Origin of the sequence: Pseudomonas sp. JV414 (genome assembly GCF_032424305.1) — a bacterium.
Classification (GTDB): Bacteria; Pseudomonadota; Gammaproteobacteria; order Pseudomonadales; family Pseudomonadaceae; genus Aquipseudomonas; species Aquipseudomonas lini.
The window spans coordinates 401,486-424,347 of the sequence record NZ_VYKC01000020.1; the positions used below are offsets into that span (position 1 = coordinate 401,486).

General features: G+C 58.9%; 21 protein-coding genes. 15 read left to right on the forward strand and 6 right to left on the reverse strand.

The window, feature by feature from the left end; all coding sequences use genetic code 11:
• The first annotated feature begins 91 nt into the window (after positions 1-91).
• The 7 genes from F6R97_RS21525 to F6R97_RS21555 all read left to right on the forward strand — a co-directional run bounded on the left by F6R97_RS21525 (position 92) and on the right by F6R97_RS21555 (position 8,450).
• On the forward strand, positions 92-1,351 hold the full coding sequence (locus F6R97_RS21525; RefSeq protein WP_038981979.1) for an AGE family epimerase/isomerase: 1,260 nt from the start codon (positions 92-94) through the stop codon (positions 1,349-1,351).
• Between the two features lie 117 nt (positions 1,352-1,468).
• The gene (locus tag F6R97_RS21530) at positions 1,469-2,776 is read left to right on the forward strand and encodes an ABC transporter substrate-binding protein (RefSeq protein WP_050681578.1); all 1,308 of its coding nucleotides are present in this window, start codon (positions 1,469-1,471) and stop codon (positions 2,774-2,776) included.
• Positions 2,777-2,941: 165 nt separating this feature from the next.
• Positions 2,942-3,850 (forward strand): carbohydrate ABC transporter permease, encoded by a 909-nt coding sequence (locus F6R97_RS21535; RefSeq protein WP_007902369.1) that lies wholly within the window; start codon positions 2,942-2,944, stop codon positions 3,848-3,850.
• Positions 3,843-4,688 carry a carbohydrate ABC transporter permease gene (locus F6R97_RS21540; RefSeq protein WP_030131859.1) on the forward strand — a complete coding sequence of 282 codons (846 nt, stop codon included), beginning with the start codon at positions 3,843-3,845 and terminating at the stop codon, positions 4,686-4,688. The genes F6R97_RS21535 and F6R97_RS21540 overlap by 8 nt, the downstream gene beginning before the upstream one ends.
• A gap of 3 nt (positions 4,689-4,691) precedes the next feature.
• Positions 4,692-5,852, forward strand: a complete 1,161-nt coding sequence (locus F6R97_RS21545; RefSeq protein WP_048395668.1) for an ABC transporter ATP-binding protein — start codon at positions 4,692-4,694, stop codon at positions 5,850-5,852.
• Positions 5,853-6,044: 192 nt separating this feature from the next.
• The gene (locus tag F6R97_RS21550; RefSeq protein WP_315867062.1) at positions 6,045-7,391 is read left to right on the forward strand and encodes a carbohydrate porin; all 1,347 of its coding nucleotides are present in this window, start codon (positions 6,045-6,047) and stop codon (positions 7,389-7,391) included.
• Positions 7,392-7,595: 204 nt separating this feature from the next.
• A complete protein-coding gene (locus F6R97_RS21555; RefSeq protein ID WP_038981983.1) occupies positions 7,596-8,450 on the forward strand; it encodes a D-hexose-6-phosphate mutarotase in 855 nt (284 codons plus the stop codon).
• A 158-nt stretch (positions 8,451-8,608) separates the two neighbouring features.
• On the opposite strand, the gene F6R97_RS21560 is transcribed toward F6R97_RS21555, so the two are convergent.
• Positions 8,609-9,469, reverse strand: a complete 861-nt coding sequence (locus F6R97_RS21560) for a MurR/RpiR family transcriptional regulator (RefSeq protein ID WP_173667542.1) — start codon at positions 9,467-9,469, stop codon at positions 8,609-8,611.
• A 228-nt stretch (positions 9,470-9,697) separates the two neighbouring features.
• Between F6R97_RS21560 and zwf the strand changes: the two genes are divergently transcribed.
• The 4 genes from zwf to F6R97_RS21580 all read left to right on the forward strand — a co-directional run bounded on the left by zwf (position 9,698) and on the right by F6R97_RS21580 (position 13,581).
• Positions 9,698-11,167, forward strand: a complete 1,470-nt coding sequence (zwf, locus tag F6R97_RS21565) for a glucose-6-phosphate dehydrogenase (RefSeq protein ID WP_048395673.1) — start codon at positions 9,698-9,700, stop codon at positions 11,165-11,167.
• Positions 11,154-11,867 (forward strand): 6-phosphogluconolactonase, encoded by a 714-nt coding sequence (pgl, locus tag F6R97_RS21570; RefSeq protein ID WP_038981985.1) that lies wholly within the window; start codon positions 11,154-11,156, stop codon positions 11,865-11,867. The genes zwf and pgl overlap by 14 nt, the downstream gene beginning before the upstream one ends.
• A 17-nt stretch (positions 11,868-11,884) precedes the next feature.
• Entirely contained in the window at positions 11,885-12,550 is a 666-nt protein-coding gene (locus F6R97_RS21575) for a bifunctional 4-hydroxy-2-oxoglutarate aldolase/2-dehydro-3-deoxy-phosphogluconate aldolase (protein WP_223490864.1), read from the forward strand.
• 305 nt (positions 12,551-12,855) lie between these two features.
• Positions 12,856-13,581 (forward strand): intradiol ring-cleavage dioxygenase, encoded by a 726-nt coding sequence (locus tag F6R97_RS21580; RefSeq protein WP_048395675.1) that lies wholly within the window; start codon positions 12,856-12,858, stop codon positions 13,579-13,581.
• Between the two features lie 2 nt (positions 13,582-13,583).
• Here the strand turns inward: F6R97_RS21580 and F6R97_RS21585 are convergent, their stop codons facing one another.
• Both F6R97_RS21585 and F6R97_RS21590 read right to left on the reverse strand, forming a co-directional pair.
• Complete coding sequence (locus tag F6R97_RS21585; RefSeq protein ID WP_048395681.1) at positions 13,584-14,765, reverse strand: aminotransferase class V-fold PLP-dependent enzyme; 1,182 nt, start codon at positions 14,763-14,765, stop codon at positions 13,584-13,586.
• A 25-nt stretch (positions 14,766-14,790) separates the two neighbouring features.
• Complete coding sequence (locus F6R97_RS21590) at positions 14,791-15,027, reverse strand: DUF3820 family protein (protein WP_007949456.1); 237 nt, start codon at positions 15,025-15,027, stop codon at positions 14,791-14,793.
• A 204-nt stretch (positions 15,028-15,231) separates the two neighbouring features.
• Between F6R97_RS21590 and F6R97_RS21595 the strand changes: the two genes are divergently transcribed.
• Together F6R97_RS21595 and F6R97_RS29665 are read left to right on the forward strand one after the other, a co-directional pair.
• Complete coding sequence (locus F6R97_RS21595) at positions 15,232-15,699, forward strand: PA2169 family four-helix-bundle protein (protein WP_038981989.1); 468 nt, start codon at positions 15,232-15,234, stop codon at positions 15,697-15,699.
• A gap of 465 nt (positions 15,700-16,164) precedes the next feature.
• Positions 16,165-16,335: a hypothetical protein gene (locus tag F6R97_RS29665; protein WP_367652142.1), complete on the forward strand. Its 171-nt coding sequence runs from the start codon at positions 16,165-16,167 to the stop codon at positions 16,333-16,335.
• Positions 16,336-16,819: 484 nt separating this feature from the next.
• On the opposite strand, the gene F6R97_RS21605 is transcribed toward F6R97_RS29665, so the two are convergent.
• Positions 16,820-17,290, reverse strand: a complete 471-nt coding sequence (locus tag F6R97_RS21605; RefSeq protein ID WP_007902410.1) for a MaoC family dehydratase — start codon at positions 17,288-17,290, stop codon at positions 16,820-16,822.
• Between the two features lie 43 nt (positions 17,291-17,333).
• Positions 17,334-18,278, reverse strand: coding sequence for an alpha/beta hydrolase (locus tag F6R97_RS21610; RefSeq protein WP_315867063.1), 945 nt, complete (start codon positions 18,276-18,278; stop codon positions 17,334-17,336).
• 245 nt (positions 18,279-18,523) lie between these two features.
• Here F6R97_RS21610 and fadD2 point away from each other — a divergent pair, with 245 nt between their 5' ends.
• Entirely contained in the window at positions 18,524-20,212 is a 1,689-nt protein-coding gene (fadD2, locus tag F6R97_RS21615) for a long-chain-fatty-acid--CoA ligase FadD2 (protein ID WP_050681581.1), read from the forward strand.
• Between the two features lie 384 nt (positions 20,213-20,596).
• A complete protein-coding gene (gene fadD1 / locus F6R97_RS21620; RefSeq protein WP_038981993.1) occupies positions 20,597-22,297 on the forward strand; it encodes a long-chain-fatty-acid--CoA ligase FadD1 in 1,701 nt (566 codons plus the stop codon).
• A 79-nt stretch (positions 22,298-22,376) separates the two neighbouring features.
• Here fadD1 and F6R97_RS21625 read toward each other — a convergent pair whose 3' ends face one another.
• Positions 22,377-22,754, reverse strand: a complete 378-nt coding sequence (locus F6R97_RS21625) for a hypothetical protein (RefSeq protein ID WP_048395687.1) — start codon at positions 22,752-22,754, stop codon at positions 22,377-22,379.
• Positions 22,755-22,862: the final 108 nt, after the last annotated feature.

Below are 22,862 nucleotides of genomic sequence, written 5' to 3' on the forward strand. Positions count from 1 at the left end.
CTCGGTGACATAACTCGCCCCCTTCGTTACCTGCCCGCCACCGCTCGTTGTTTAGACTGCCCCCAGTCATAACAACAAAAAAGGTACTCCCATGGACACCTTCCAACCCGCCTTCAGCAGTTGGCTGAACGCGCCTGCCCATCAGCAATGGCTTACCGCCGAAGGCCTGCGCCTGCTGGCATTTGCCAAGGCTGCAAAGCTTGCCGAAGGCTTTGGCAATCTCGATGAAAAGGGTCGCCTGTCGGCCAACGCGCAAGCGGAAACCATGAACACCGCGCGCATGACCCACAGCTTCGCCATGGCCCACATCCAGGGCCTGCCGGGTTTTGCCGAGCTGGTGGATCACGGCATCCAGGCCCTCAGCGGACCGCTGCGTGATGCCAAACACGGAGGCTGGTTCTCCACGCCCGAACACCGTGATGGCAATACCGGCAAAGCCGCTTACCTGCATGCCTTCGTGGCGTTGGCCGCGAGTTCTGCGGTGGTCGCTCAGCGTCCCGGCGCACAAGCCTTGCTCGACGATGCGATCCATATCATCGACACCCATTTCTGGTGCGAGGAGGAGGGCGCCATGCGTGAATCCTTCAACCGCGACTGGAGTGAAGAAGAAGCCTATCGCGGCGCCAACAGCAACATGCACGCCACAGAAGCCTTTCTCGCCCTAGCCGATGTCACCGACGACAACCGCTGGCTGATTCGCGCGCAGCGCATCGTCGAGCGTGTCATTCACGATCATGCCGCGGCCAATGACTATCTGGTGGTCGAGCATTTCGACCGCGACTGGCAGCCGCTGCGCGACTACAACCACGACAACCCGGCTGATGGTTTCCGCCCTTACGGCACCACGCCGGGCCATGGTTTTGAATGGGCGCGGCTGTTGCTGCATCTTGAAGCTGCGCGTGTACAGGCCGGGATACTCACGCCGGGCTGGCTCGCCACCGATGCGCAAAAACTGTTCGAGCACAATTGCCGTCACGGCTGGGACGTCGACGGTGCGCCGGGCATTGTCTACACCCTCGACTGGGACAATCGCGCGGTGGTTCGCCATCGCCTGCACTGGACGCACGCCGAAGCCAGTGCCGCCGCCAGTGCGCTGCTCAAACGCACCGGTGATGAGCAATACGAGCACTGGTACCGACTGTTCTGGGGATTTTGTGACAGTCATTTCATTGACCGTTGCGATGGCAGCTGGCATCACGAACTCGATCCGCTGAACCGTCCGAGCGCCGATATCTGGGCCGGCAAACCCGACCTGTATCACGCCTGGCAAGCCGTACTGATCCCGCGCCTGCCGCTGGCGCCGAGCATGGCCACTGCGCTGGCGCAATTGTGCCAGAGCGCTCCTGTGTAACCATGTGGTGACATTCGCGCGTCCCTTCGTTACCTGCGAAGGGGCATCCCCTGTTTAGAATCCTATGCAGCGCAAGCACCAGACTTGCATGCATAACAACAAGAAAGGTACTACTAGATGAATGCGATTTCTCGCCTCGCTACTGTCATTTCTCTCGCTTCGTTGCTTCCCGTTGCTGCATTCCCAATCAGTGCCCTTGCCGCCGATGCCAAAGGTTCGGTGGAAGTCGTTCACTGGTGGACGTCTGGTGGTGAAAAAGCGGCCGTCGATGTGCTCAAGGCCCAAGTCGAAAAAGACGGCTTCACCTGGAAAGACGGCGCAGTCGCCGGCGGTGGCGGCTCCACGGCCATGACCGTACTCAAAAGCCGCGCCGTGGCCGGTAACCCGCCGGGCGTTGCCCAAATCAAGGGGCCGGACATTCAGGAGTGGGGCAGCACTGGCCTGCTCAGCACCGACACCCTCAAAGACGTTTCCAAGTCCGAAGGCTGGGATAACCTGCTGATCAAGAAAGTCTCCGACACCGTGAAATACGAAGGCGATTACGTCGCCGTGCCGGTGAACATTCACCGCGTCAACTGGCTGTGGATCAACCCGGAAGTCTTCAAGAAAGCCGGGATCGAAAAAGCGCCGACCACCCTCGAAGAATTCTATGCCGCTGGCGACAAACTGAAAGCCGCCGGCTTCATCGCGCTCGCTCACGGTGGCCAGCCTTGGCAAGACAGCACCGTGTTTGAAGACGTGGTGCTCTCGGTCATGGGCGCTGACGGTTACAAGAAAGCCCTGGTCGACCTGGACCAGAAAACCCTCTCGGGCCCCGAGATGGCCAAGGCCTTCACCGAGCTGAAAAAAATCACCGGCTACATGGACCCGAACCGCGCCGGTCGTGACTGGAACATCGCAGCCGCCGACGTCATCAACGGCAAGGCCGGCATGCAGATGATGGGTGACTGGGCCAAGAGCGAATGGACCGCCGCGAAGAAAGTCGCGGGCAAGGACTACCAGTGCGTGCCGTTCCCGGGCACTGAAAAAGCCTTCACCTACAACATCGACTCGATGGCTGTATTCAAGCTCAAAGCCGATCGCAAAGGCGACATCGCCGCTCAACAAGACCTGGCCAAGGTCGCTCTGGGCAAAGACTTCCAGAAAGTCTTCAGCATCAACAAAGGCTCGATCCCGGTGCGTACCGACATGCTTAACGACATGAGCGCGCTGGGCTTCGATTCTTGCGCTCAAGCGGCGGCCAAGGATTTCCTGGCTGACGAGAAGACTGGCGGCCTGCAACCGAGCATGGCGCACAACATGGCCACATCCCTGGCCGTGCAGGGCGCGATCTTCGATGTGGTGACCAACTTCATGAACGACAAGAACGCTGACCCGGCCAAGGCCAGCGCACAACTGGCATCGGCTGTCAAAGCTGCCCAGTAATCCCTGACACATATCTGAGAGCGTTCCCCTGTAGGAGCGAGGCTTGCCCGCGAAAGCAGTCTGACATTCAACACATTTGTCACCTGTTACACCGCCTTCGCGGGCAAGCCTCGCTCCTACAAAGGATCGCTCTGTGATTCTCACTTCTTCACCTGGATTATCCCGATGAGCTCTGTGGCGGTTTTCAGCAAAGCCTCACCGTTCGACGCATTGCAGCGCTGGCTTCCCAAGCTGGTTTTGGCGCCAAGCATGCTGATCGTCCTGGTTGGTTTTTACGGTTACATCATCTGGACATTCGTACTGTCCTTCACCAATTCCAGCTTCATGCCGAGCTACAAGTGGGTCGGCCTGCAGCAATACATTCGCCTGATGGACAACGATCGCTGGTGGGTCGCGAGCAAGAACCTCGCGGTGTTCGGCGGCATGTTCATCGGCATCAGCCTGGTGCTAGGCGTGTTCCTCGCGGTGCTGCTGGATCAGCGCATTCGCAAGGAAGGCTTCATCCGCACCGTTTATCTGTACCCGATGGCGCTCTCGATGATCGTTACCGGTACCGCGTGGAAATGGCTGCTCAACCCAGGCCTGGGTCTGGACAAGATGCTGCGTGACTGGGGCTGGGAAGGCTTCCGTCTCGACTGGCTGGTGGATCAGGATCGCGTGGTGTATTGCCTGGTGATCGCCGCCGTGTGGCAAGCCTCCGGGTTTGTGATGGCGATGTTCCTGGCCGGCCTGCGTGGCGTCGATCAATCGATCATCCGCGCGGCGCAAGTCGACGGTGCGAGCCTGCCGACCATCTACTTGAAGATCGTACTGCCGAGCCTGCGCCCGGTGTTCTTCAGCGCTTTCATGATTCTCGCGCACATCGCGATCAAGAGCTTCGACCTGGTGGCGGCGATGACCGCGGGTGGCCCGGGCTATTCGTCCGACCTGCCGGCGATGTTCATGTACTCCTTCACGTTCAGCCGTGGCCAGATGGGCATTGGTTCGGCGAGCGCCATGATGATGCTCGGCGCGATCCTGGCGATTCTGGTGCCGTACCTGTACTCCGAATTGCGAGGCAAACGCCATGAGTAATCAACTCGGAAAACCGGCCATCAGCTTCAGCCGTATAGCCATCTACGCAACCCTGTTGCTGGCCGCCGCGATCTATTTGGTCCCGCTGGTGGTGATGCTGCTGACCAGTTTCAAATCCCCGGAAGACATCCGCACCGGCAACCTGCTGAGCTGGCCGCAAGTGATTGACGGCATCGGCTGGATCAAGGCCTGGGACAGTGTCGGCAGCTACTTCTGGAACTCGGTGAAAATCACCGTGCCGGCGGTACTGATCTCGACCTTCATCGGTGCCATGAACGGCTACGTGCTGTCGATGTGGCGCTTCCGTGGTTCGCAACTGTTCTTCGGCCTGTTGTTGTTCGGCTGCTTCCTGCCGTTCCAGACCGTACTGCTGCCAGCCTCGTTCACCCTCGGCAAGATCGGTCTGGCCAACACCACCACCGGCCTGGTGCTGGTGCACGTGGTTTACGGTCTGGCGTTCACCACGCTGTTCTTCCGCAACTACTACGTGAGCATTCCGGATGCGCTGGTCAAGGCGGCGCGGCTGGATGGCGCAGGCTTCTTCACGATTTTCTGGAAGATCCTGCTGCCGATGTCGATCCCGATTGTGATGGTCTGCCTGATCTGGCAGTTCACGCAGATCTGGAATGACTTCCTGTTCGGCGTGGTCTTCGCCAGTGGCGATGCCCAGCCGATTACCGTGGCCCTGAACAACCTGGTCAACACCAGCACCGGGGCCAAGGAATACAACGTTGATATGGCCGCCGCGATGATCGCCGGGCTGCCGACACTGCTGGTCTACATATTCGCTGGCAAGTATTTCCTGCGTGGGCTGACGTCCGGCGCGGTCAAGGGGTAGAACATGGCAACTCTCGAATTACGCAACGTCAACAAGACCTACGGTGCCGGTTTGCCGGACACCCTGAAAAACATCGAACTGAAGATCAATGACGGTGAGTTCCTGATCCTGGTCGGTCCATCGGGCTGTGGCAAATCCACCTTGATGAATTGCATTGCGGGTCTGGAAAACATCAGCGGCGGGGCGATCCTGGTGGACGACGCCGACATCAGCGGCATGAGCCCGAAAGATCGCGACATCGCCATGGTGTTCCAGTCTTACGCGCTGTACCCGACCATGAGCGTGCGCGACAACATCGCGTTCGGCCTGAAGATTCGCAAAATGCCCACCGCCGAAATCGACGAAGAAGTCGCTCGCGTGGCCAAGCTGCTGCAAATCGAACACCTGCTGAGTCGCAAACCGGGTCAGCTCTCCGGTGGTCAGCAACAGCGCGTGGCCATGGGCCGGGCGCTGGCGCGGCGGCCGAAGATTTACCTGTTCGATGAACCGCTGTCCAACCTCGACGCCAAGCTGCGGGTCGAGATGCGCACCGAAATGAAACTGATGCACCAGCGCCTGAAAACCACCACGGTCTACGTGACTCACGACCAGATCGAAGCCATGACCCTGGGTGACAAAGTGGCGGTGATGAAGGACGGGATCATTCAGCAGTTCGGCACGCCAAAAGACATCTACAACAACCCGGCCAACCTGTTCGTGGCGAGCTTCATCGGTTCGCCGCCGATGAACTTTATTCCTCTGCGTTTGCAGCGAAAGGAAGGGCGATTGGTAGCGCTGCTCGACAGCGGTCAGGCGCGCTGCGAATTGCCGCTGGGCATGCAGGACGCCGGGCTCGAAGACCGCGAAGTGATCCTCGGCATGCGCCCGGAGCAGATCGTTCTGGCGGGCAGCGAGCCGAATGGTTTGCCGACCATTCGTGCCGAAGTGCAGGTCACCGAACCGACCGGACCCGACACCCTGGTGTTCGTCAATCTCAACGACACCAAAGTCTGCTGCCGCCTGGCACCGGACGTCGCCCCAGCCGTGGGCGAGACCCTGACTTTGCAATTCGATCCATCGAAAGTGCTGCTGTTCGATGCCAAGACCGGTGAACGCCTGGGGGTGGCCGGCCTGCCAAAAACCGAAGCTCACAACGCCAACGTAGCCCAATTCAAAGGCAGATAAAGATCAAATGTGGGAGCGGGCTTGCTCGCGAAAGCGGTCTGACATTCAACAGTGATGTCGACTGACACACCGCCTTCGCGAGCAAGCCCGCTCCCACAGGGGGGATTCGCGGCAAATGGGGACATCCGCCGCAATCGATGTAAACCGCGTTAGATAAAAACAGTTAATAACAATAAAGACGAGGATGTAGGGATGAAGAAGAAGAATAACGCTCAGCTTATCTGCCAGTTGTCAGCGATTGCGGCAATGATGCTGGCCGGTAGCGTACACGCGGCTGACGCGTTCAGTGCTGACTCGCAGTGGATGACCGGGGATTGGGGCGGCGAGCGGACCAAGCTGATCGAACAAGGGATCGACATCAAGGCCGACTACGTCGGTGAAGTGGGCGCCAACCTGCATGGCGGCTACAACGACGACAAGACGGCACGTTACGCCGACCAGTTTGGCTTGGGCGTGGCGCTGGACCTGGAAAAACTGTGGGGCTGGGATAACACCCAGGCCAAGATCCAGCTCACCAACCGTAATGGTGAGAACATCTCCAATGATCGTGTCGGCGACCCGCGTGCCGGCACCTTGAGTTCCTCCCAGGAAGTCTACGGCCGTGGCCACATGGTCCGTCTGACTCAGTTGTGGATCAAGCACCAGTTCCTCGACGGTAAACTGGACGTCAAGGCCGGTTACTTCGGCGAAGGCGAAGACTTCAACACCTTCCCTTGCGAGTTCCAGAACCTGGCGTTCTGCGGTTCCCAAGCGGGTAACTGGGCGACCAACATCTGGTACAACTGGCCGGTCATGCAGGCGGCAGTTCGCGTGAAGTACAACATCACGCCAGAGTTCTATGCACAGATCGGCGCGTACAACCAGAACCCGTCGCAACTGGAGCACGGTAACGGCTTCAAGCTCAGCGGCAGTGGTACCGAGGGCACCGTCTTGCCGGTCGAGCTGGTCTGGTCACCGAAGGTCAACAACCTGCCGGGCGAATACCGTGTGGGTTACTACAAGAGTACGGCCAAGGCCGATGACGTTCGTGAAGACGAAGACGGCAATGATGCGGCAACCAGCGGCAATGCCTATCGCAGCCACAGCAGCAAGTCCGGCTACTGGTTCGTGGCGCAGCAACAACTGACCACCCACAACGGTGACGCTTCGCGCGGTCTGAACATCGCGGCCAACGCCACCTTCCACGACAAGGACACCAACTTCGTCGACAACTACCAGTCGCTGATGTTTGTGTACAAGGGGCCGTTCGATGCGCGTCCTAAAGATGACGTCGGGATCGGTTTTGCCCGTATCCATGTCAACGACGACGTGAAGAAGAACGCCGAGTTGGTCAACGCCGCCAATGGAGTCACCGACTACAACGATCCGCTGTTCTCGCCGTTGCGTTCCACCGAATACAACTACGAGATCAACTACGGCTTCCACGTTACCAACTGGCTGACCGTACGCCCTAACCTGCAATACATCACTCATCCGGGCGGTGTGGATGAAGTCGACAACGCGCTGGTCGCCGGCCTGAAAATTCAGTCGGTGTTCTAACGCGTCTGCGATAAGCTCCTCTCTATGTGCGCATTTTTGCGGACGGCCAAGGCTGTCCGCTTTTTTTTGGGGGCAGCACACCCCTTGGACAGATCGTTCCCACGCTCTGCGTGGTAACGCCGCTCTGGACGCTCTGCGTCCATCGTATGTAACGCAGAGCGTGGGAACGATCAGGTAGAAAAATGATTTTCAGGACCGTGGCACATGCTTGAGCATCCGCTACAACGCTTCTTCAAATCCTTGCGCGAACGTCCGGTGTTTGCGTGGGAGCGCTATCAGATGCGCGATGTGCTGGTGATCGATCATCCGCTGTGTCAGGCGGTGTTCAGTCGGCAAGGCGCGCAGCTGCTGCACTTCCAGCCCAAGGGTCAGAAACCCTGGCTGTGGTGCGCGGCGAAGTGGCCGCATGTCGGTGCAATTCGCGGTGGTGTGCCGGTGTGCTGGCCGTGGTACGGCCGTCATCCGAGCGAAAACGCCTGGCCGTCCCATGGCTGGGCGCGTTTGCTCGACTGGAAACTGCTCGACAGCAGCAGTGATGACGATGGCGTGCACCTGCACTGGCAGTTACAGCTGTGCGACTGGCAAGTTGACTTGCACGCGCACCTGGGTGAACGCATGGATTTGCACCTGAGCACCGAGCATCAGGACGACATGCCGTGCCAGTTGAGCCAGGCGTTGCACGCCTATTGGCGTATTGGTGACGTGGGCGAGGTAGCGCTGTCTGGGCTCGACGGTGCGCAAGGTTACGACCAGTTGAGCCGCCAGGTTTGCCAGCAGCAAGGCGAGTTGCGGGTCGACGGTGGTTGTCAGCGAGTGTTCCAGCATGACGGCGAATTGCAGCTCATGGACCACGCCTGGCAGCGGCAGCTGTGCATAGATACCGGTGACCATGCGGACACGGTGGTCTGGCATCCCGGCTCGCGGCCGTTGCTGGGGGTGAGCTGGAATGAGGTTTTAGAGTTCGTCTGTGTGGAGGCAGCCAGCGGCGGGACCGACAGCCTGTGCCTGGCACCGGGAGAAAGGGCGCATTTGAGTTTGCAGGCGCGGGTTGGGGCTTAGCTCAAGATCCAGGGTGTTGCGGGTATCGCCTTCGCGAGCAAGCCCGCTCCCACAGTGGATCTGCTTTGAACACAAATACTGTGTCCACTGAAGATCTAATGTGGGAGCGGGCTTGCTCGCGAAGGCGGCTTGTCAGGCGATATAAAACTCAGATTGGGTTAATTAAACTCATCCCCAATCGGATACCGACTGGCATTCAGGCTTTCCTTGATCTTGCGCAAATGCGGCTGGAAATCCACGCCCCGGCGCAGGGTCATGCCGGTGGCGAGCACATCGAGCACGGTCAACTGAATGATCCGCGACGTCATCGGCATATAGATGTCGGTGTCTTCCGGCAGCGGAATGTTCAGGCTCAAGGTACTGGCCTTGGCCAGCGGCGACCCCTCGGCCGTCAAACCCAGCACTGAAGCGCCGTTTTCCCGGGCGATGCGCGCCACTTCCACCAATTCGCGGGTGCGGCCGGTGTAGGAAATGATCACGAACAACTCACCGGTGTGGGCCACCGAGGCGATCATGCGTTGCATCAGCACGTCGGCATGGGCGGTCACCGCCAGGTTGAAGCGGAAGAACTTGTGCTGCGCATCCAGCGCCACCGGGGCCGAAGCACCGAGGCCGAAGAAGTGGATCTGCCGGGCCTGGATCAACAGGTCGACGGCGCGGCTGATCAGGTTCGGGTCAAGCGCCTGCAACGCACTGTCCAAAGAGGCGATGGCGCTGCCGAAAATCTTTTTCGTATACGCTTCCGGATTGTCATCGGCTTCAACCGCCCGGCTGACATACGCCGCGCCACTGGCCAGGCTCTGGGCCAGTTGCAGTTTCAGTTCCGGGTAGCCGCTGACACCGAACGAACGGCAGAAACGGTTGACCGTCGGCTCGCTGACCTTAGAGGCCTGGGCGAGGGCGGCGATGCTGAACCGGGTGGCCTGCTCTGGGTTGAGCAGGATCACTTCGGCGACTTTGCGTTCTGCCTTGTTCAGGTCTTCAAGGCGATTCTGGATCTGTTCCAGTAAATTTCGCACGCGGTCCATTACATGTTCCTTAGGTCAGCAGCGCAAATAAGCGTTCGGCTAATGCAAATTGGGCCTTTGATACGACCCATAACGGTGGCCTATCCTACTGATGGCTCCGATCGACCACCACTCGGAATCTGTATTTTGCGAAAATGTTGTGGTTATTACTACATTTTCCCTTGAGTGATGCCTTGAAAAAAGGTATTTGTAGCTTAACTTGATAAAAGAACAAACATCATGCCTTCGATTACGGTTGAACCGTGCACCTTTGCCTTGTTCGGCGCTCTCGGCGATCTAGCCCTGCGCAAGCTGTTTCCTGCCCTCTATCAACTCGATGGCGCCGGCCTGCTTCATGAGGATACGCGCATTATCGCGCTGGCCCGTGAGCCCGGCAGCGAGCAGCAGCACCTGGCATTCATCGCCACTGAGCTGCGCCGCTACGTGGGTGCCAAAGAGCTGGATGAAGCGGTGGTCGAGCGCTTCCTGGCCCGCTTGAGCTACCTGCACGTCGACTTCCTCAAGGCTGACGATTACGTCGCCCTGGCCGAGCAGGCTGGCAGCGCCCAGCGGGTGATTGCCTACTTCGCCACCCCGGCAGCGGTTTATGGCGCTATTTGCGAGAACCTGTCGAAGGTCGGCCTGACCGAAAACACCCGTGTAGTGCTGGAAAAACCCATCGGTTCGGACCTGGAATCCTCGCGCAAGGTCAACGACGCCGTGGCGCAGTTCTTCCCGGAGAACCGCACCTACCGCATCGACCACTACCTGGGCAAAGAGACCGTACAAAACCTGATCGCCCTGCGTTTCGCCAACAGCCTGTTCGAAACCCAGTGGAACCAGAATTACATCTCCCACGTGGAAATCACCGTGGCCGAGCAGGTCGGGATCGAAGGCCGTTGGGGCTATTTCGACAAGGCCGGGCAGCTGCGGGACATGATCCAGAATCACCTGCTGCAATTGCTCTGCCTGATCGCCATGGACCCGCCGGCCGACCTGTCCGCCGACAGCATCCGCGACGAGAAAGTCAAAGTCCTCAAGGCACTGGCGCCGATCAGCCCGGAAGGCCTGACCACTCAAGTGGTGCGCGGCCAGTACATCGCCGGGCACAGCGAAGGCAAATCGGTACCCGGGTATCTGGAAGAGCCTAATTCCAACACCCAGAGCGACACCGAAACCTTCGTCGCACTGCGTGCCGATATTCGTAACTGGCGCTGGGCCGGCGTGCCGTTTTACCTGCGGACCGGCAAGCGCATGCCGCAAAAGCTGTCGCAGATCGTCATCCACTTCAAGGAACCGTCGCACTACATCTTCGCCCCCGAGCAGCGCTTGCAGATCAGCAACAAACTGATCATCCGCCTGCAACCGGACGAAGGCATTTCCTTGCGCGTGATGACGAAAGAACAAGGCCTGGACAAGGGCATGCAGCTGCGCAGCGGTCCGTTGCAGCTGAATTTTTCCGATACCTATCGCAGCGCGCGGATTCCCGACGCCTACGAGCGGTTGTTGCTGGAAGTGATGCGCGGCAATCAGAACTTGTTTGTCCGTAAAGATGAAATCGAAGCCGCGTGGAAGTGGTGTGACCAGTTGATCGCCGGGTGGAAAAAATCCGGTGATGCGCCCAAGCCGTACGCGGCCGGGTCGTGGGGGCCGATGAGCTCCATTGCACTGATTACGCGGGACGGGAGGTCGTGGTATGGCGATATCTGAATTGAAACTGCCTCAGGGCGTTAGCGCTCATGAGTTCAAAAGCCCGGTGCTGCTGGCCGAAGGCCTGGCGCTGAATGTGGCCAAGCAACTGAGTGACGCGATCGACGCGCGCGGCACCGCGACCTTGGTGGTTTCCGGTGGACGCAGCCCGGTGGCGTTTTTCCAGCACCTGGCCAAGCAGACGCTGGACTGGTCCAAGGTTGTCGTCACTCTGGCTGACGAGCGCTGGGTGCCGGTGGAACACGCCGACAGCAATGCCGGTCTGCTCAAGCGTTACCTGTTGCAAGGCCCGGCGGCCAAGGCTCAGTTCCTGAGCCTCTACAGTGCCACCGCCAACCTGGAACAGGCCGCCGAGCAGGCTGATCGCTTGCTCGCCGAATTGCCGTCGATCGACGTGCTGGTGCTGGGCATGGGTGACGACGGTCATACCGCTTCGCTGTTCCCCAACAGCCCGAACCTGGCCGATGCCTTGAAAGTCGACGGCACCCGTCGCTGCTGGCCGATGCTGGCGCCGACCGTGCCTCATCAACGCCTGACCATGAGTCGCGCGTTGCTGGCTTCGGCGAAGACCACCGTTCTATCGATTTCCGGTCAGTCCAAGCTGACCACCCTGAGTGCCGCACTGGCCGGTGACGATGTCGCCGCCATGCCGATTCGGGCGTTTCTGCAACCTACGTTAGAGATTTACTGGTGCCCATGAACCAAGGATCAGCCGCTATGACAAACACATCCCCGACCGTTTCCATGGCGGACAAAGTTGCCCTGATCGACAGCCTCTGCGCCAAGGCGCGGATCCTGCCGGTGATCACCATCGCGCGTGAACAGGACGTACTGCCGTTGGCCGACGCCCTGGCGGCCGGTGGCCTGACGGCGCTGGAAGTGACCCTGCGTTCGCAGTTCGGCCTCAAGGCGATCCAGATCCTGCGTGAAAAGCGTCCGGAACTGGTGACCGGCGCCGGTACCGTGCTTGACCGCAGCATGCTGGCCGCTGCCGAAGCGGCCGGTTCGCAATTCATCGTCACGCCGGGTATCACCCGTGACCTGCTTGAAGCCAGTGTCGACAGCCCGATCCCGCTGTTGCCGGGCATCAGCAACGCCTCCGGCATCATGGAAGGCTATAGCCTGGGTTATCGCCGCTTCAAGCTGTTCCCGGCGGAAGTCAGCGGCGGCGTCGCGGCCATCAAGGCGCTGGGCGGCCCGTTCGGCGAAGTTAAATTCTGCCCGACCGGCGGCGTCAGCCCGGCCAACATCAAGAGCTACATGGCGTTGAAAAACGTGATGTGCGTGGGCGGTAGCTGGATGCTTGATCCCGAGTGGATCAAGAACGGCGACTGGGCCCGCATCCAGGAGTGCACCGCCGAGGCGTTGGCCCTGCTGGACTGATTAACCGGATTTTTACCAAACACTTCGTTGTGTGTTCTACGGCTTTACGGTGCACTTGGTCGGTGCACCGTTTTTTTTTGCCTGAAATAAAACCCCTTATGGCTGCAACGCCTTTTTTTGCCAAAAGAAACCTGTAGGAGCGAGGCTTGCCCGCGAAGGCGATCTTCCAGCCACATCAATACTGAATGTGCCGACGCCTTCGCGGGCAAGCCTCGCTCCTACAGGACATCATGCGATACATAGTTACCGCATCTCACCGCTCGTCCAGCGTTAACCTGCGTTCATCTTATGGAAGAGAGAACGTCATGGACGACAACACTGCAATTACATCCCCACCTCCGGTCTGCCAACTGTCACCCGAACAGATCGCCGGCCCGTATTTTCGAAACCCGAAACTGATCCGACGGAACATCAGCGAAGGCATGGATGGCATCCCCTTGGTGCTGCGGCTGACGATCGTCGATGCGATGACCGGTCAACCGGTCACCGGGGCGGTGGTCGATATCTGGCATTGCAACGCGCGCGGGGCGTATTCGGGCTGGAGCAAGGTCGACCCGGACAAGGAAGTCGACGTCGATGCCATCGGTTCGATCCCGCGCACCGATGACGATACCTACCTACGCGGCGGGCAATTTACCGATCAACAGGGCGTGGTGCGATTTACCACCATCTACCCGGGTTTTTATGCCGGCCGCGCCCTGCATATTCATGTGGCGGTACGAATCACGGCCGGCAACAACTATCTGGAAGAGCGGCATGTCGCCTGGGTCGGCCAGCTGTATTTTCCCGAGGTGGCCTCGCGGACGGTACTCAATGCCCGCGAGTACCGTGGGCGTGGCACCTGCGCGCTGAACAACGAGCAGGATGAGTTCTATCAGGGCATGGGCGGTGAAGCCTCGACCTTGAATGTCCATGCCATCGGTCGAGACTCGAACGAAGACGGCTTTTTCGGGCACATGACCATCGGTGTCGACACGTTTGCGGTGTCATCGCAAATCAAGCCCGAGGACTTCGACAAATACACTGTGTGACCTCAGCGCAATTCAGTCAGCGCCCGGGTCAGCAGATCCATGTCGGCTGCGGTGGTGGTGAGCCCCGGCGTAATGCGGATGCACGGGCCACACGCCGCCCCGCTGCGCGCCACGGTAAACAGGTTGTAGTCGTTGAGCAGGCGCTCGACCATCACCTGCTGATCGGCATGCCGGGTAAAGCGCATCGAGGTGATGCCGCAATACAGGCGTGGGTCATCCGGGGTCATGACTTCGATTCCCGGTAACCCCCTAACGGCATTGACCCATCGGTTGCGCAGGTAATTGAGCCGCATGCCCTTGGCGATGGAACCGCCCATGGCGCGATGTTCTTCGAACACCAGCGGCAGGGTCAGCAGGGCCGGAATATTGGGCGTGCTGTAGGGCGTGCGGGCGCGAATGTCGGTGACCGGGAAATGCATCTCGCCCATGTCCGGGTCGATGTCGGCCAGACGCTGGGGCGCAATGTAGATGAACCCCAAAGTCAGCGGCGCACCGATCCATTTGTGCAGGTTGTAGCCGGCAAAGGCGATGCCCAGTTCATCGAGATTGAATTCGATCTGGCCGAGGGCATGGGCGCCGTCGAGAATCACGTCGATGCCGTGTTCCCTGGCGGCAGCAGCAATCGCCTGCACCGGCATGACCAGTCCGGTGCGATGGGTGACGTGGGTCAGGGCCATCAACTTCAGTCGCGGATAACGCACGAAAGCTTCGCGGTAAGTGGCCAGTAAACTGTCGAAACTCGCGGGGTGGCGGTGTTCGATCTCGATCACTTCCACGCCTCGATAGCGGGCCAGCCAACGCATCGCGCCCTTGACCGTGTCGTACTCCAGATCGCCTATCAGCACCTGATCGCCCGGTTCCAGGCGATTGTAGTTGCGGATCAGCGATTGCAGGCCATCCGAGGCGTTGCGGGTGAGGGCGACGGCTTCGGCGGGCGCACCGATCAGCTCGGCCAATTGCGCACGAATCTTGACGCTTTCATCCTGTTCGAAGCGCTGGCGCACATGCACCGAGTTGCCGCGGTTGATCAGCTCGATGTTGCGCTGATACTCCTCGACCACGGTGCGCGACATGCGTCCGAAGTAACCGTTCTCCAAGTTCAGGGGGCCGGGTTCGACGGCATAACGGTCGGCAAAGGTCTGCCAAAAACCTTCATCGCGGGAACGGCGGGTGTTATCGGGCATGAGCAACTCGGTGAGGTAGGGTGGGTCAGTGGCGAGGGGCGGGTTTGCCGTGTTTGGCGCGCAGCGGTTCGAGCAGCTCCGACAAGCCGTTGTGGTCGATTTCCTGCATCAAGGCCAGCAAACCGCCCAGTTCACCGTGAGGGAAACCTTCGCGAGCGAACCAGTTCAGGTACTGGCCGGGCAGGTCAGCGATGATGCGGCCCTTGTATTTGCCGAAGGGCATTTCGCGGGTAATCAGCAGTTCGAGTTTTTCGGGATTCATCATCAGTCGTCTTGATTCAAAGCAGTCTGGAAAATACAGGCATTCTGCATGCAGGCCAAATGACAGATCATGCAAAAAAAGCGGATACAGATTTCGCCTTAAACACTAACTTATTGAAATATAAGTAAAAAGACGTCAATTCAAAGCTGGCATGCAGGGTGCAACTACTTATTGCATCTTTCATCAACCGCAAGGAATTGAAAAATGACCGACATTAATAAAGACGCGATCTCTGTACTCAACGACCTGATTGAAACCAGTAAAGACGGTCAGGAAGGGTTCAAGACTTGCGCTGAAGACATCAAGCATCCAGAACTTAAAAACCTGTTCATTCAGCGCTCCGCCGACTGCGCTGCTGCCGCTGCCGAGCTGCAGGCTGCCGTGCGTTCCCTGGGCGGTGATCCGGAAACCTCCACCAGCGTCAGCGGCGATCTGCACCGTCGCTGGGTCGATGTGAAGGCGATGTTCACCGGCAAGGATGAAGAGGCAGTGCTGAACGAAGCCGAACGCGGTGAAGACCACGCGCTGAAGGCTTACAAGGACGCACTGGAAAAAATCAACAAGGACAACCTGGTGAGCATTCGTGACATCGTTGAACGCCAGTATCACGGCGTACAACGCAACCACGATCAGGTGAAAGCCCTGCGTAATCAGGCTCGCGCACGCTCATAAGCGTTCGTTATCTGTCAAAAACGCCAGCCAGCCTGGCGTTTTTTTGTGTTCGGGATTTAACACTGGGCGGGATATACGTGCCCATCACTTTGCAGGCCTTGTTCGCACCTGACCGCCGCGCCTTGCAGTTCGCGATCAAGACTTTGATCGGTGGCGGATTGGCGCTGCGGAGCGTCGCTTGTGGGGGGGTGTTCTGGACAGCGTAATGGCTACTTAGTAGCATCCGCCGCATACGGATCTTTCTCCTGCACGTCGATCGACGTGGGTCAATCAAGGAATCGAAATGCACGACTTCACCCATGGCGATAAAACCGTTTCTTTCACTGTCTTGAGCGGTGAAGTGGTGGGCAGCGAAAAACTCAGCGAGACCCGCGTGACATCCACGGGCGGCGTTCATGTGAACGGTAACGATGGTGATGTGACGCCTGTGCGCATCAGTTCTGTTTCGATCATCAATCATGAGTTCTGGGTCAGAACCCCGGACGGCGTCGAGCACGATGTAAAGCTGCGCGGCGTGGACATTCCTTTGCGCACAGGTCAGGAAATCTCTTTGATCAGTGCCTTGAAAAAGGATGGTTCGCCGCTGCACACCATTTTGCAAAACCACACGGCGTCCAAGCGCTGGGTGCTGCGTGACGCGAAGGGGCTGAATACCGAGCTGGAGCTGTCGCCCTTTAACTGGAAGACACTACTGATCGTGCTTGGATTGTGCGTCGCCGGTCTTGCTACAGCCGGGCTAGGCTTTCTGGCGGCGACAGGCTACTTTTGCTACGCGTGGTATCAGGGCTCCCAGCGCAAGAAACTGCTGATTAGCGATTTGAACGCCTACATCGAGAAGCTGGACAATCAGGTCGCCAGTCGTGGCCAGGCGCCAAGCCCTGTTCAAATTGAAAGCCCGGCCCAGGCTGAAATCTCTTTCCAGGTCGAAAGTCCTGCACCGGCGCAATCCCCTGCCGAGACTGAAAGCCCTGCGCTGAACAGTGAGAGCGTGCGCAGGGCGCTATCGCGCAATCTCTGATTTGGCTCAGAGGCAGACACAGCAAGGGGGAGCAAGCTCCCCCTTCAGTTTTTCCCGGACACCAGTGACGCAGAACGTGGGAACGATCAGCAGACTTGCAAATCAGCCGATGCTGATCGCCGGCAGGGTAGGCAACGTCACGGTCTGTTGCTTGCGCGGCGCCAGAATCTCCGCCTCGCCATCCACGACCAACTCATCGCGCTGGTTGAATACCCGAGTGGCGATGCGCACACGAAATTTCGGCAGTTTCTCGAGAATCTCCAGGCGCACAGTCAGCGTGTCGCCAATTTTCACCGGCTTCTGAAAGCTCATCGTCTGACCGATATAAATAGTCCCCGGCCCAGGCAACTCGCAAGCCACCGCCGCGCTGATCAACGCGCCGCTGAACATGCCGTGGGCGATACGCTCCTTGAACATGCTGGCGGCGGCGAATTCGGCGTCCAGGTGCACCGGGTTGTGATCGCCGGACATCGCGGCGAACAACTGAATGTCGCGTTCTTCGACGGTCTTGCTGTAGCTGGCGGTCTGGCCGACTTCGAGGGCTTCGTAAGGGGTGTTGGTAACCTGGGTCATCTGTCTCGATTCCTGTGACGAATTAAATAAATCCACAAAAAAACTATTCGGCTCTGGGTGGCCGGCGGTTGCTCAAGGCCTGGGCGATCCAGTTCAGCACGTCGGACGTCACTTCGTCGCGGTTGCTCTCGTTAAACAGTTCATGCCGGGCCTGCGGGTAAATAGTCAGCTGCAGGCTCTGGCAGCCAGCGTCGCGCAGGGCGTGGGCCAGATCTTTCAGACGTTTGCCTTCGCTCACCGGATCACATTCGCCGCCAATCACCAGCAACGGCAGGCCCCGATCGATCTGGGCGAGATTGGACGCTTTGCTGATTTGCTGCAAGCCGCCGAGCAAATCGACCCACAGTTGATTGGTGCAGCGAAAGCCGCAGAGCGGGTCATTGGCGTATTTGTCGACTTCGGCGGGGTCGCGGCTCAGCCAGTCGAATGGCGTGCGCGCCGGTTTGAATTTTTTGTTGAACGAGCCGAACGACAGCCATTCGATCAGCGCACTGCGCCCCTTGGGCCCTTGGCGCAGGCGTTCCAGACGAGCAATCTGCCGCGCTGCGCGATAGAGCGCTATTGGCTGGAAATTCGAGCCGCTGAGAATCGCCCCGTGCAGGCTGGCGCTGTGGTGCAGCAAATAAGCCTGGGCGATATAGCTGCCCATGCTGTGGCCGAGCAACACGATTGGCACGCCGGGATGCTGTTGGCCGATATGTTGGTTAAGGCTGGCGAGGTCGCCGACCACTTTGCACCAGCCATCATCGTCGGCGAAATGGCCCAGCGTACCGTTTTCGGCAGTTTTGCCATGTCCACGCAGGTCCGGCGCATAAACGCCGTAATCCTGATCACAGCAGGCTTGCGCCAGACGGGCGTAGCGACCGCTGTGTTCCGCCATGCCGTGGGCCAGCAGGATCACCGCCTTGAGCGGCGCGGCTGGCAGCCACTGGTTGACGAAGAGGCGGCTGCGGTCACTCGCGGTCAGCCAGAAAGTGTCGTGGATCATGGCGATTCCTTTGCGTTGGACTGCATGAGACTGCTGGGTGGAAAGCAGCCCCGCTGCATTGTATAGCGCATCCGTCGCCTACCGTCTGATCAGGCCACGGCGGGGCAGCAAGATTCACGCGATCTATGACGCCCGTGCGCATATTTGCCTGATTCACCATAGCTGCTAGTGTCCGGGAAGCACCGCTTTTTCAGAAGTGACAGAAAGCGGCCCCCGGATAGGCTCAGGTAAAGAGGACAAAAATAATGCAACCTGATTTCTGGAATGACAAACGCCCGGCCGGCGTGCCCCTGGATATTGACCTTGGGGCCTATAAGTCGGTGATCGAGGTGTTCGAGCGTTCCTGCAAGAAATTTGCTGACCGACCGGCGTTCAGCAACATGGGCGTGACCCTGACCTACGCCGAACTGGAACGCTACAGCGCCGCGTTCGCCGGTTACCTGCAAGCCCACACCGACCTGGTGCCGGGGGATCGCATTGCGGTGCAGATGCCCAACGTCCTGCATTACCCGATTGCCGTGTTCGGTGCCTTGCGCGCCGGGCTGATCGTGGTCAATACCAACCCCTTGTACACCGCGCGGGAGATGCGTCATCAGTTCAAGGACTCCGGTGCCCGGGCGCTGGTCTATCTGAACGTGTTCGGACAGAAGGTCCAGGAAGTACTGCCCGACACCGACATCCAGTACCTGATCGAAGCGAAGATGGGCGACTTGATGCCCACAGCCAAGGGCTGGCTGATCAATACCGTGGTCGCCAAGGTCAAGAAAATGGTCCCGGATTATTCCTTGCCGCAGGCGATTTCCTTCAAAAGCGCGCTGCGTCTGGGTCGGGGCCTGGGCATCAAACCGCTGAACGTCGGCCTCGACGACATCGCCGTGCTGCAATACACCGGCGGCACCACCGGGCTGGCCAAGGGCGCGATGCTGACCCACGGCAACCTGGTGGCGAACATGCAGCAGGCGCGCGCGTGTCTGGGGCAATTCGGCGCTGACGGTCAACCGCTGCTGCGCGAAGGCCAGGAAGTGATGATCGCGCCGCTGCCGCTGTACCACATCTATGCCTTCACGGCGAACTGCATGTGCATGATGGTGACCGGCAACCACAACGTGCTGATCACCAATCCACGGGACATTGGCGCCTTCATCAAGGAACTGAAGAACTGGCGGTTTTCGGCGCTGCTGGGGCTCAACACGCTGTTCGTCGCGCTGATGGACCATCCCGACTTCAAGACCCTGGATTTCTCCAGCCTCAAGCTCACCAACTCCGGTGGGACCGCGCTGGTCAAGGCTACGGCCGAGCGCTGGGAACAGCTCACTGGTTGCCGGATCACCGAAGGTTACGGCCTGACCGAAACCTCGCCGGTGGCCTGCACCAATCCCTACGGTGACAAGTCGCGCATCGGCACGGTCGGCCTGCCGGTACCGGGCACGACGCTCAAGATCATCAACGATGAAGGCGTTGAGCAGCCGCTGGGCGAGCGTGGCGAACTGTGCATCAAGGGCCCGCAGATCATGAAGGGCTACTGGCAGAAACCCGAAGCCACCGCCGAAGTGCTGGATGCCGACGGCTGGTTCAAGTCGGGCGACATTGCGGTGATCGACCCGGACGGTTTCGTACGCATCGTCGATCGCAAGAAAGACATGATCATCGTCTCGGGCTTCAACGTGTACCCGAACGAGATCGAAGACGTGGTGATGGCCCACCCGAAGGTCGCCAACTGCGCGGTGATCGGCGTGCCGGACGAGCGTTCGGGGGAGGCGGTGAAGTTGTTTGTGGTGGCCCGCGAATCCGGGGTCAGCCTTGAAGAGCTGAAGGCCTATTGCAAGGAAAACTTCACGGCGTACAAAGTGCCCAAGCACATCGTCTTGCGTGAGTCGTTGCCGATGACGCCGGTGGGCAAGATTCTGCGGCGGGAGTTGCGTGAGATCGCCTGATCTGTGAATGGCCGCGCTTCGCGCGGATCGCGGGCAAGCCACGCTCCTACAAGTCCAGTGTTGTTTACAAAGCGGTGAACGACGCGAACCCTGTAGGAGCGAGGCTTGCCCGCGAAGCTTTTAAGGGACCGAAACCCCGGTTTCAGGGGCTTCCAAGGTGCTATAGAATTTTTGCTCTAAAAGTGACTATTGAATATTCAAGAGTCATAAACGTGACCGTAGGGGCCAATTTTGGCTCTAGTCGGCCCTTGGCAAAGCTGCTACTCTCGGCGCGCTTTGTGACCTCTCGGCCTTGTTAAAAGCCAGACTCACCAATAATCAAACACCAATAATAATCGCATCAAATGCGGTATTTGAATTCGCGTTGCTGAGGAGTGGGCTTCCATGATCGAAGACTTTTGGAAGGATAAGTACCCAGCTGGAATTGCTGCCGAGATCAATCCAGACGAGTATCCGAATATTCAGGCAGTGTTGAAGCAATCCTGCCAACGCTTCGCTGACAAACCGGCATTCAGCAACCTGGGCAAGACAATCACCTACGGTGAGCTGTACGAATTGTCCGGTGCCTTTGCTGCTTACCTGCAACAGCATACCGATTTGCAACCCGGCGATCGAATCGCCGTGCAACTGCCCAACCTGTTGCAATACCCGGTTGCCGTCTTTGGTGCGATCCGCGCCGGGCTGATCGTGGTCAACACCAACCCGTTGTACACCGCGCGGGAAATGGAACACCAATTCAACGACTCCGGTGCCAAAGCCCTGGTCTGCCTGGCCAACATGGCGCATCTGGCCGAGATCGTCGTGCCGAAAACCGGCGTCAAGCACGTGATCGTCACTGAAGTGGCCGACCTGCTGCCGCCGCTCAAGCGCCTGCTGGTCAACAGCGTCATCAAGTACGTGAAGAAGATGGTCCCGGCGTATCACTTGCCCAAGGCCATCAAATTCAATGACGTGCTGAGCAAGGGCCATGGCCAGCCAGTGGCTGAAGCCAACCCGGCCAGCGGCGACGTTGCCGTGCTGCAATACACCGGCGGCACCACCGGCGTGGCCAAGGGTGCGATGCTGACCCACCGCAACCTTGTGGCGAACATGCTGCAGTGCAAAGCGCTGATGGGCTCCAACCTCAACGAAGGTTGCGAGATCCTGATCACCCCGTTGCCGCTGTACCACATCTATGCGTTCACCTTTCATTGCATGGCGATGATGCTGATCGGCAACCACAACATCCTGATCAGCAACCCGCGCGACCTGACGGCGATGGTCAAGGAGCTGTCGAAGTGGAAGTTCAGCGGTTTCGTCGGCCTGAACACGCTGTTCGTCGCGCTGTGCAACAACGAAGCGTTCCGCAAGCTGGATTTCTCCAGTCTGAAAATCACCCTGTCCGGCGGCATGGCCTTGCAACTGGCTGCGGCCGAACGCTGGAAAGCGGTTACCGGTTGCCCGATCTGCGAAGGTTACGGCATGACCGAAACCAGCCCGGTGGCCACAGTGAACCCGAGCCAGAACATCCAGATCGGCACCATCGGTATTCCGGTTCCATCGACTTTGTGCAAAATCATCGACGATGCCGGTGTTGAACAGCCATTGGGCGCCATCGGTGAACTGTGTGTGAAAGGTCCGCAAGTCATGAAGGGCTACTGGCAGCGCCAAGATGCCACTGACGAAATCCTCGACAGCGAAGGCTGGTTGAAGACCGGTGACATCGCGCTGATCCAGCCAGACGGTTACATGCGCATTGTCGATCGCAAGAAAGACATGATCCTGGTCTCCGGTTTCAACGTGTACCCCAATGAGCTTGAAGACGTGCTGGCAACCCTGCCGGGCGTGCTGCAATGCGCGGCCATTGGTGTTCCGGACGAGAAATCGGGCGAGGCGATCAAGATTTTCATCGTCGCCAAACCGGGCGTGACCCTGACCAAGGAGCAGGTGATGGAGCACATGCGCGCCAACGTCACCGGCTACAAAGTACCGAAAGCCGTAGAGTTCCGCGACGCGCTGCCGACCACCAACGTCGGCAAGATCCTGCGCCGCGAACTGCGCGACGAAGAGCTGAAGAAACTGGGTGCGAAGAAAGTAGGCGCCTAGTCAAACAAAAGCCCCGCGGATGCGGGGCTTTTGTTAGAGCCAGAAAGCAAGATCAAAAGATCGCAGCCTGCGGCAGCTCCTACATACGGAACTGCGCGAAATTGACGTTGGTACCCGTCGGGCGCATGTCCTGCAGGTAGGAGTCCTTGTCGGCGCTCAGTTCCAGGCTCAGGGCTGCCTTGCGCTTGCCTTGGTTGCGCACCACCAGGCCTTCGAGTTTTTCGCGCAGGAACACCGTCGGCACTTTCAGGTGCAGCAGTTCGTCGGTATCCGGGGTGTGCATCAGCAAGTGAATCCATTCGTACTGACCAACGGCCAGGCGCGCGACCGGAATATCGAACCAGAAGATATTGCGGTTGCGGTTCAATTCGGTGAAATGGCAGTTGTTGACGCCAAGCACAGCACCGCCGAGTTCCTGGTTTCTGCGGGCAATGGCCAGCTTTTTATCGAGTTTCATAACGTTCCTACGGGATTGGATCTTCAGCGCCATGGCCTGAATACGTTGCGCATTCTCGGGGCAAAGCCCGCAAACATAAAGCCTAACCTGCGAAATGTCCGGTTAATA

Coding starts and splice junctions, on each gene's coding strand:
- F6R97_RS21525 (WP_038981979.1), top strand. CDS start 92: ATGGACACCTTCCAACCCGCCTTCAGCAGTTGGCTGAACGCGCCTGCC.
- F6R97_RS21530 (WP_050681578.1), top strand. CDS start 1,469: ATGAATGCGATTTCTCGCCTCGCTACTGTCATTTCTCTCGCTTCGTTG.
- F6R97_RS21535 (WP_007902369.1), top strand. CDS start 2,942: ATGAGCTCTGTGGCGGTTTTCAGCAAAGCCTCACCGTTCGACGCATTG.
- F6R97_RS21540 (WP_030131859.1), top strand. CDS start 3,843: ATGAGTAATCAACTCGGAAAACCGGCCATCAGCTTCAGCCGTATAGCC.
- F6R97_RS21545 (WP_048395668.1), top strand. CDS start 4,692: ATGGCAACTCTCGAATTACGCAACGTCAACAAGACCTACGGTGCCGGT.
- F6R97_RS21550 (WP_315867062.1), top strand. CDS start 6,045: ATGAAGAAGAAGAATAACGCTCAGCTTATCTGCCAGTTGTCAGCGATT.
- F6R97_RS21555 (WP_038981983.1), top strand. CDS start 7,596: ATGCTTGAGCATCCGCTACAACGCTTCTTCAAATCCTTGCGCGAACGT.
- zwf (WP_048395673.1), top strand. CDS start 9,698: ATGCCTTCGATTACGGTTGAACCGTGCACCTTTGCCTTGTTCGGCGCT.
- pgl (WP_038981985.1), top strand. CDS start 11,154: ATGGCGATATCTGAATTGAAACTGCCTCAGGGCGTTAGCGCTCATGAG.
- F6R97_RS21575 (WP_223490864.1), top strand. CDS start 11,885: ATGACAAACACATCCCCGACCGTTTCCATGGCGGACAAAGTTGCCCTG.
- F6R97_RS21580 (WP_048395675.1), top strand. CDS start 12,856: ATGGACGACAACACTGCAATTACATCCCCACCTCCGGTCTGCCAACTG.
- F6R97_RS21585 (WP_048395681.1), bottom strand. CDS start 14,765: ATGCCCGATAACACCCGCCGTTCCCGCGATGAAGGTTTTTGGCAGACC.
- F6R97_RS21590 (WP_007949456.1), bottom strand. CDS start 15,027: ATGAATCCCGAAAAACTCGAACTGCTGATTACCCGCGAAATGCCCTTC.
- F6R97_RS21595 (WP_038981989.1), top strand. CDS start 15,232: ATGACCGACATTAATAAAGACGCGATCTCTGTACTCAACGACCTGATT.
- F6R97_RS21605 (WP_007902410.1), bottom strand. CDS start 17,290: ATGACCCAGGTTACCAACACCCCTTACGAAGCCCTCGAAGTCGGCCAG.
- F6R97_RS21610 (WP_315867063.1), bottom strand. CDS start 18,278: ATGATCCACGACACTTTCTGGCTGACCGCGAGTGACCGCAGCCGCCTC.
- fadD2 (WP_050681581.1), top strand. CDS start 18,524: ATGCAACCTGATTTCTGGAATGACAAACGCCCGGCCGGCGTGCCCCTG.
- fadD1 (WP_038981993.1), top strand. CDS start 20,597: ATGATCGAAGACTTTTGGAAGGATAAGTACCCAGCTGGAATTGCTGCC.
- F6R97_RS21625 (WP_048395687.1), bottom strand. CDS start 22,754: ATGAAACTCGATAAAAAGCTGGCCATTGCCCGCAGAAACCAGGAACTC.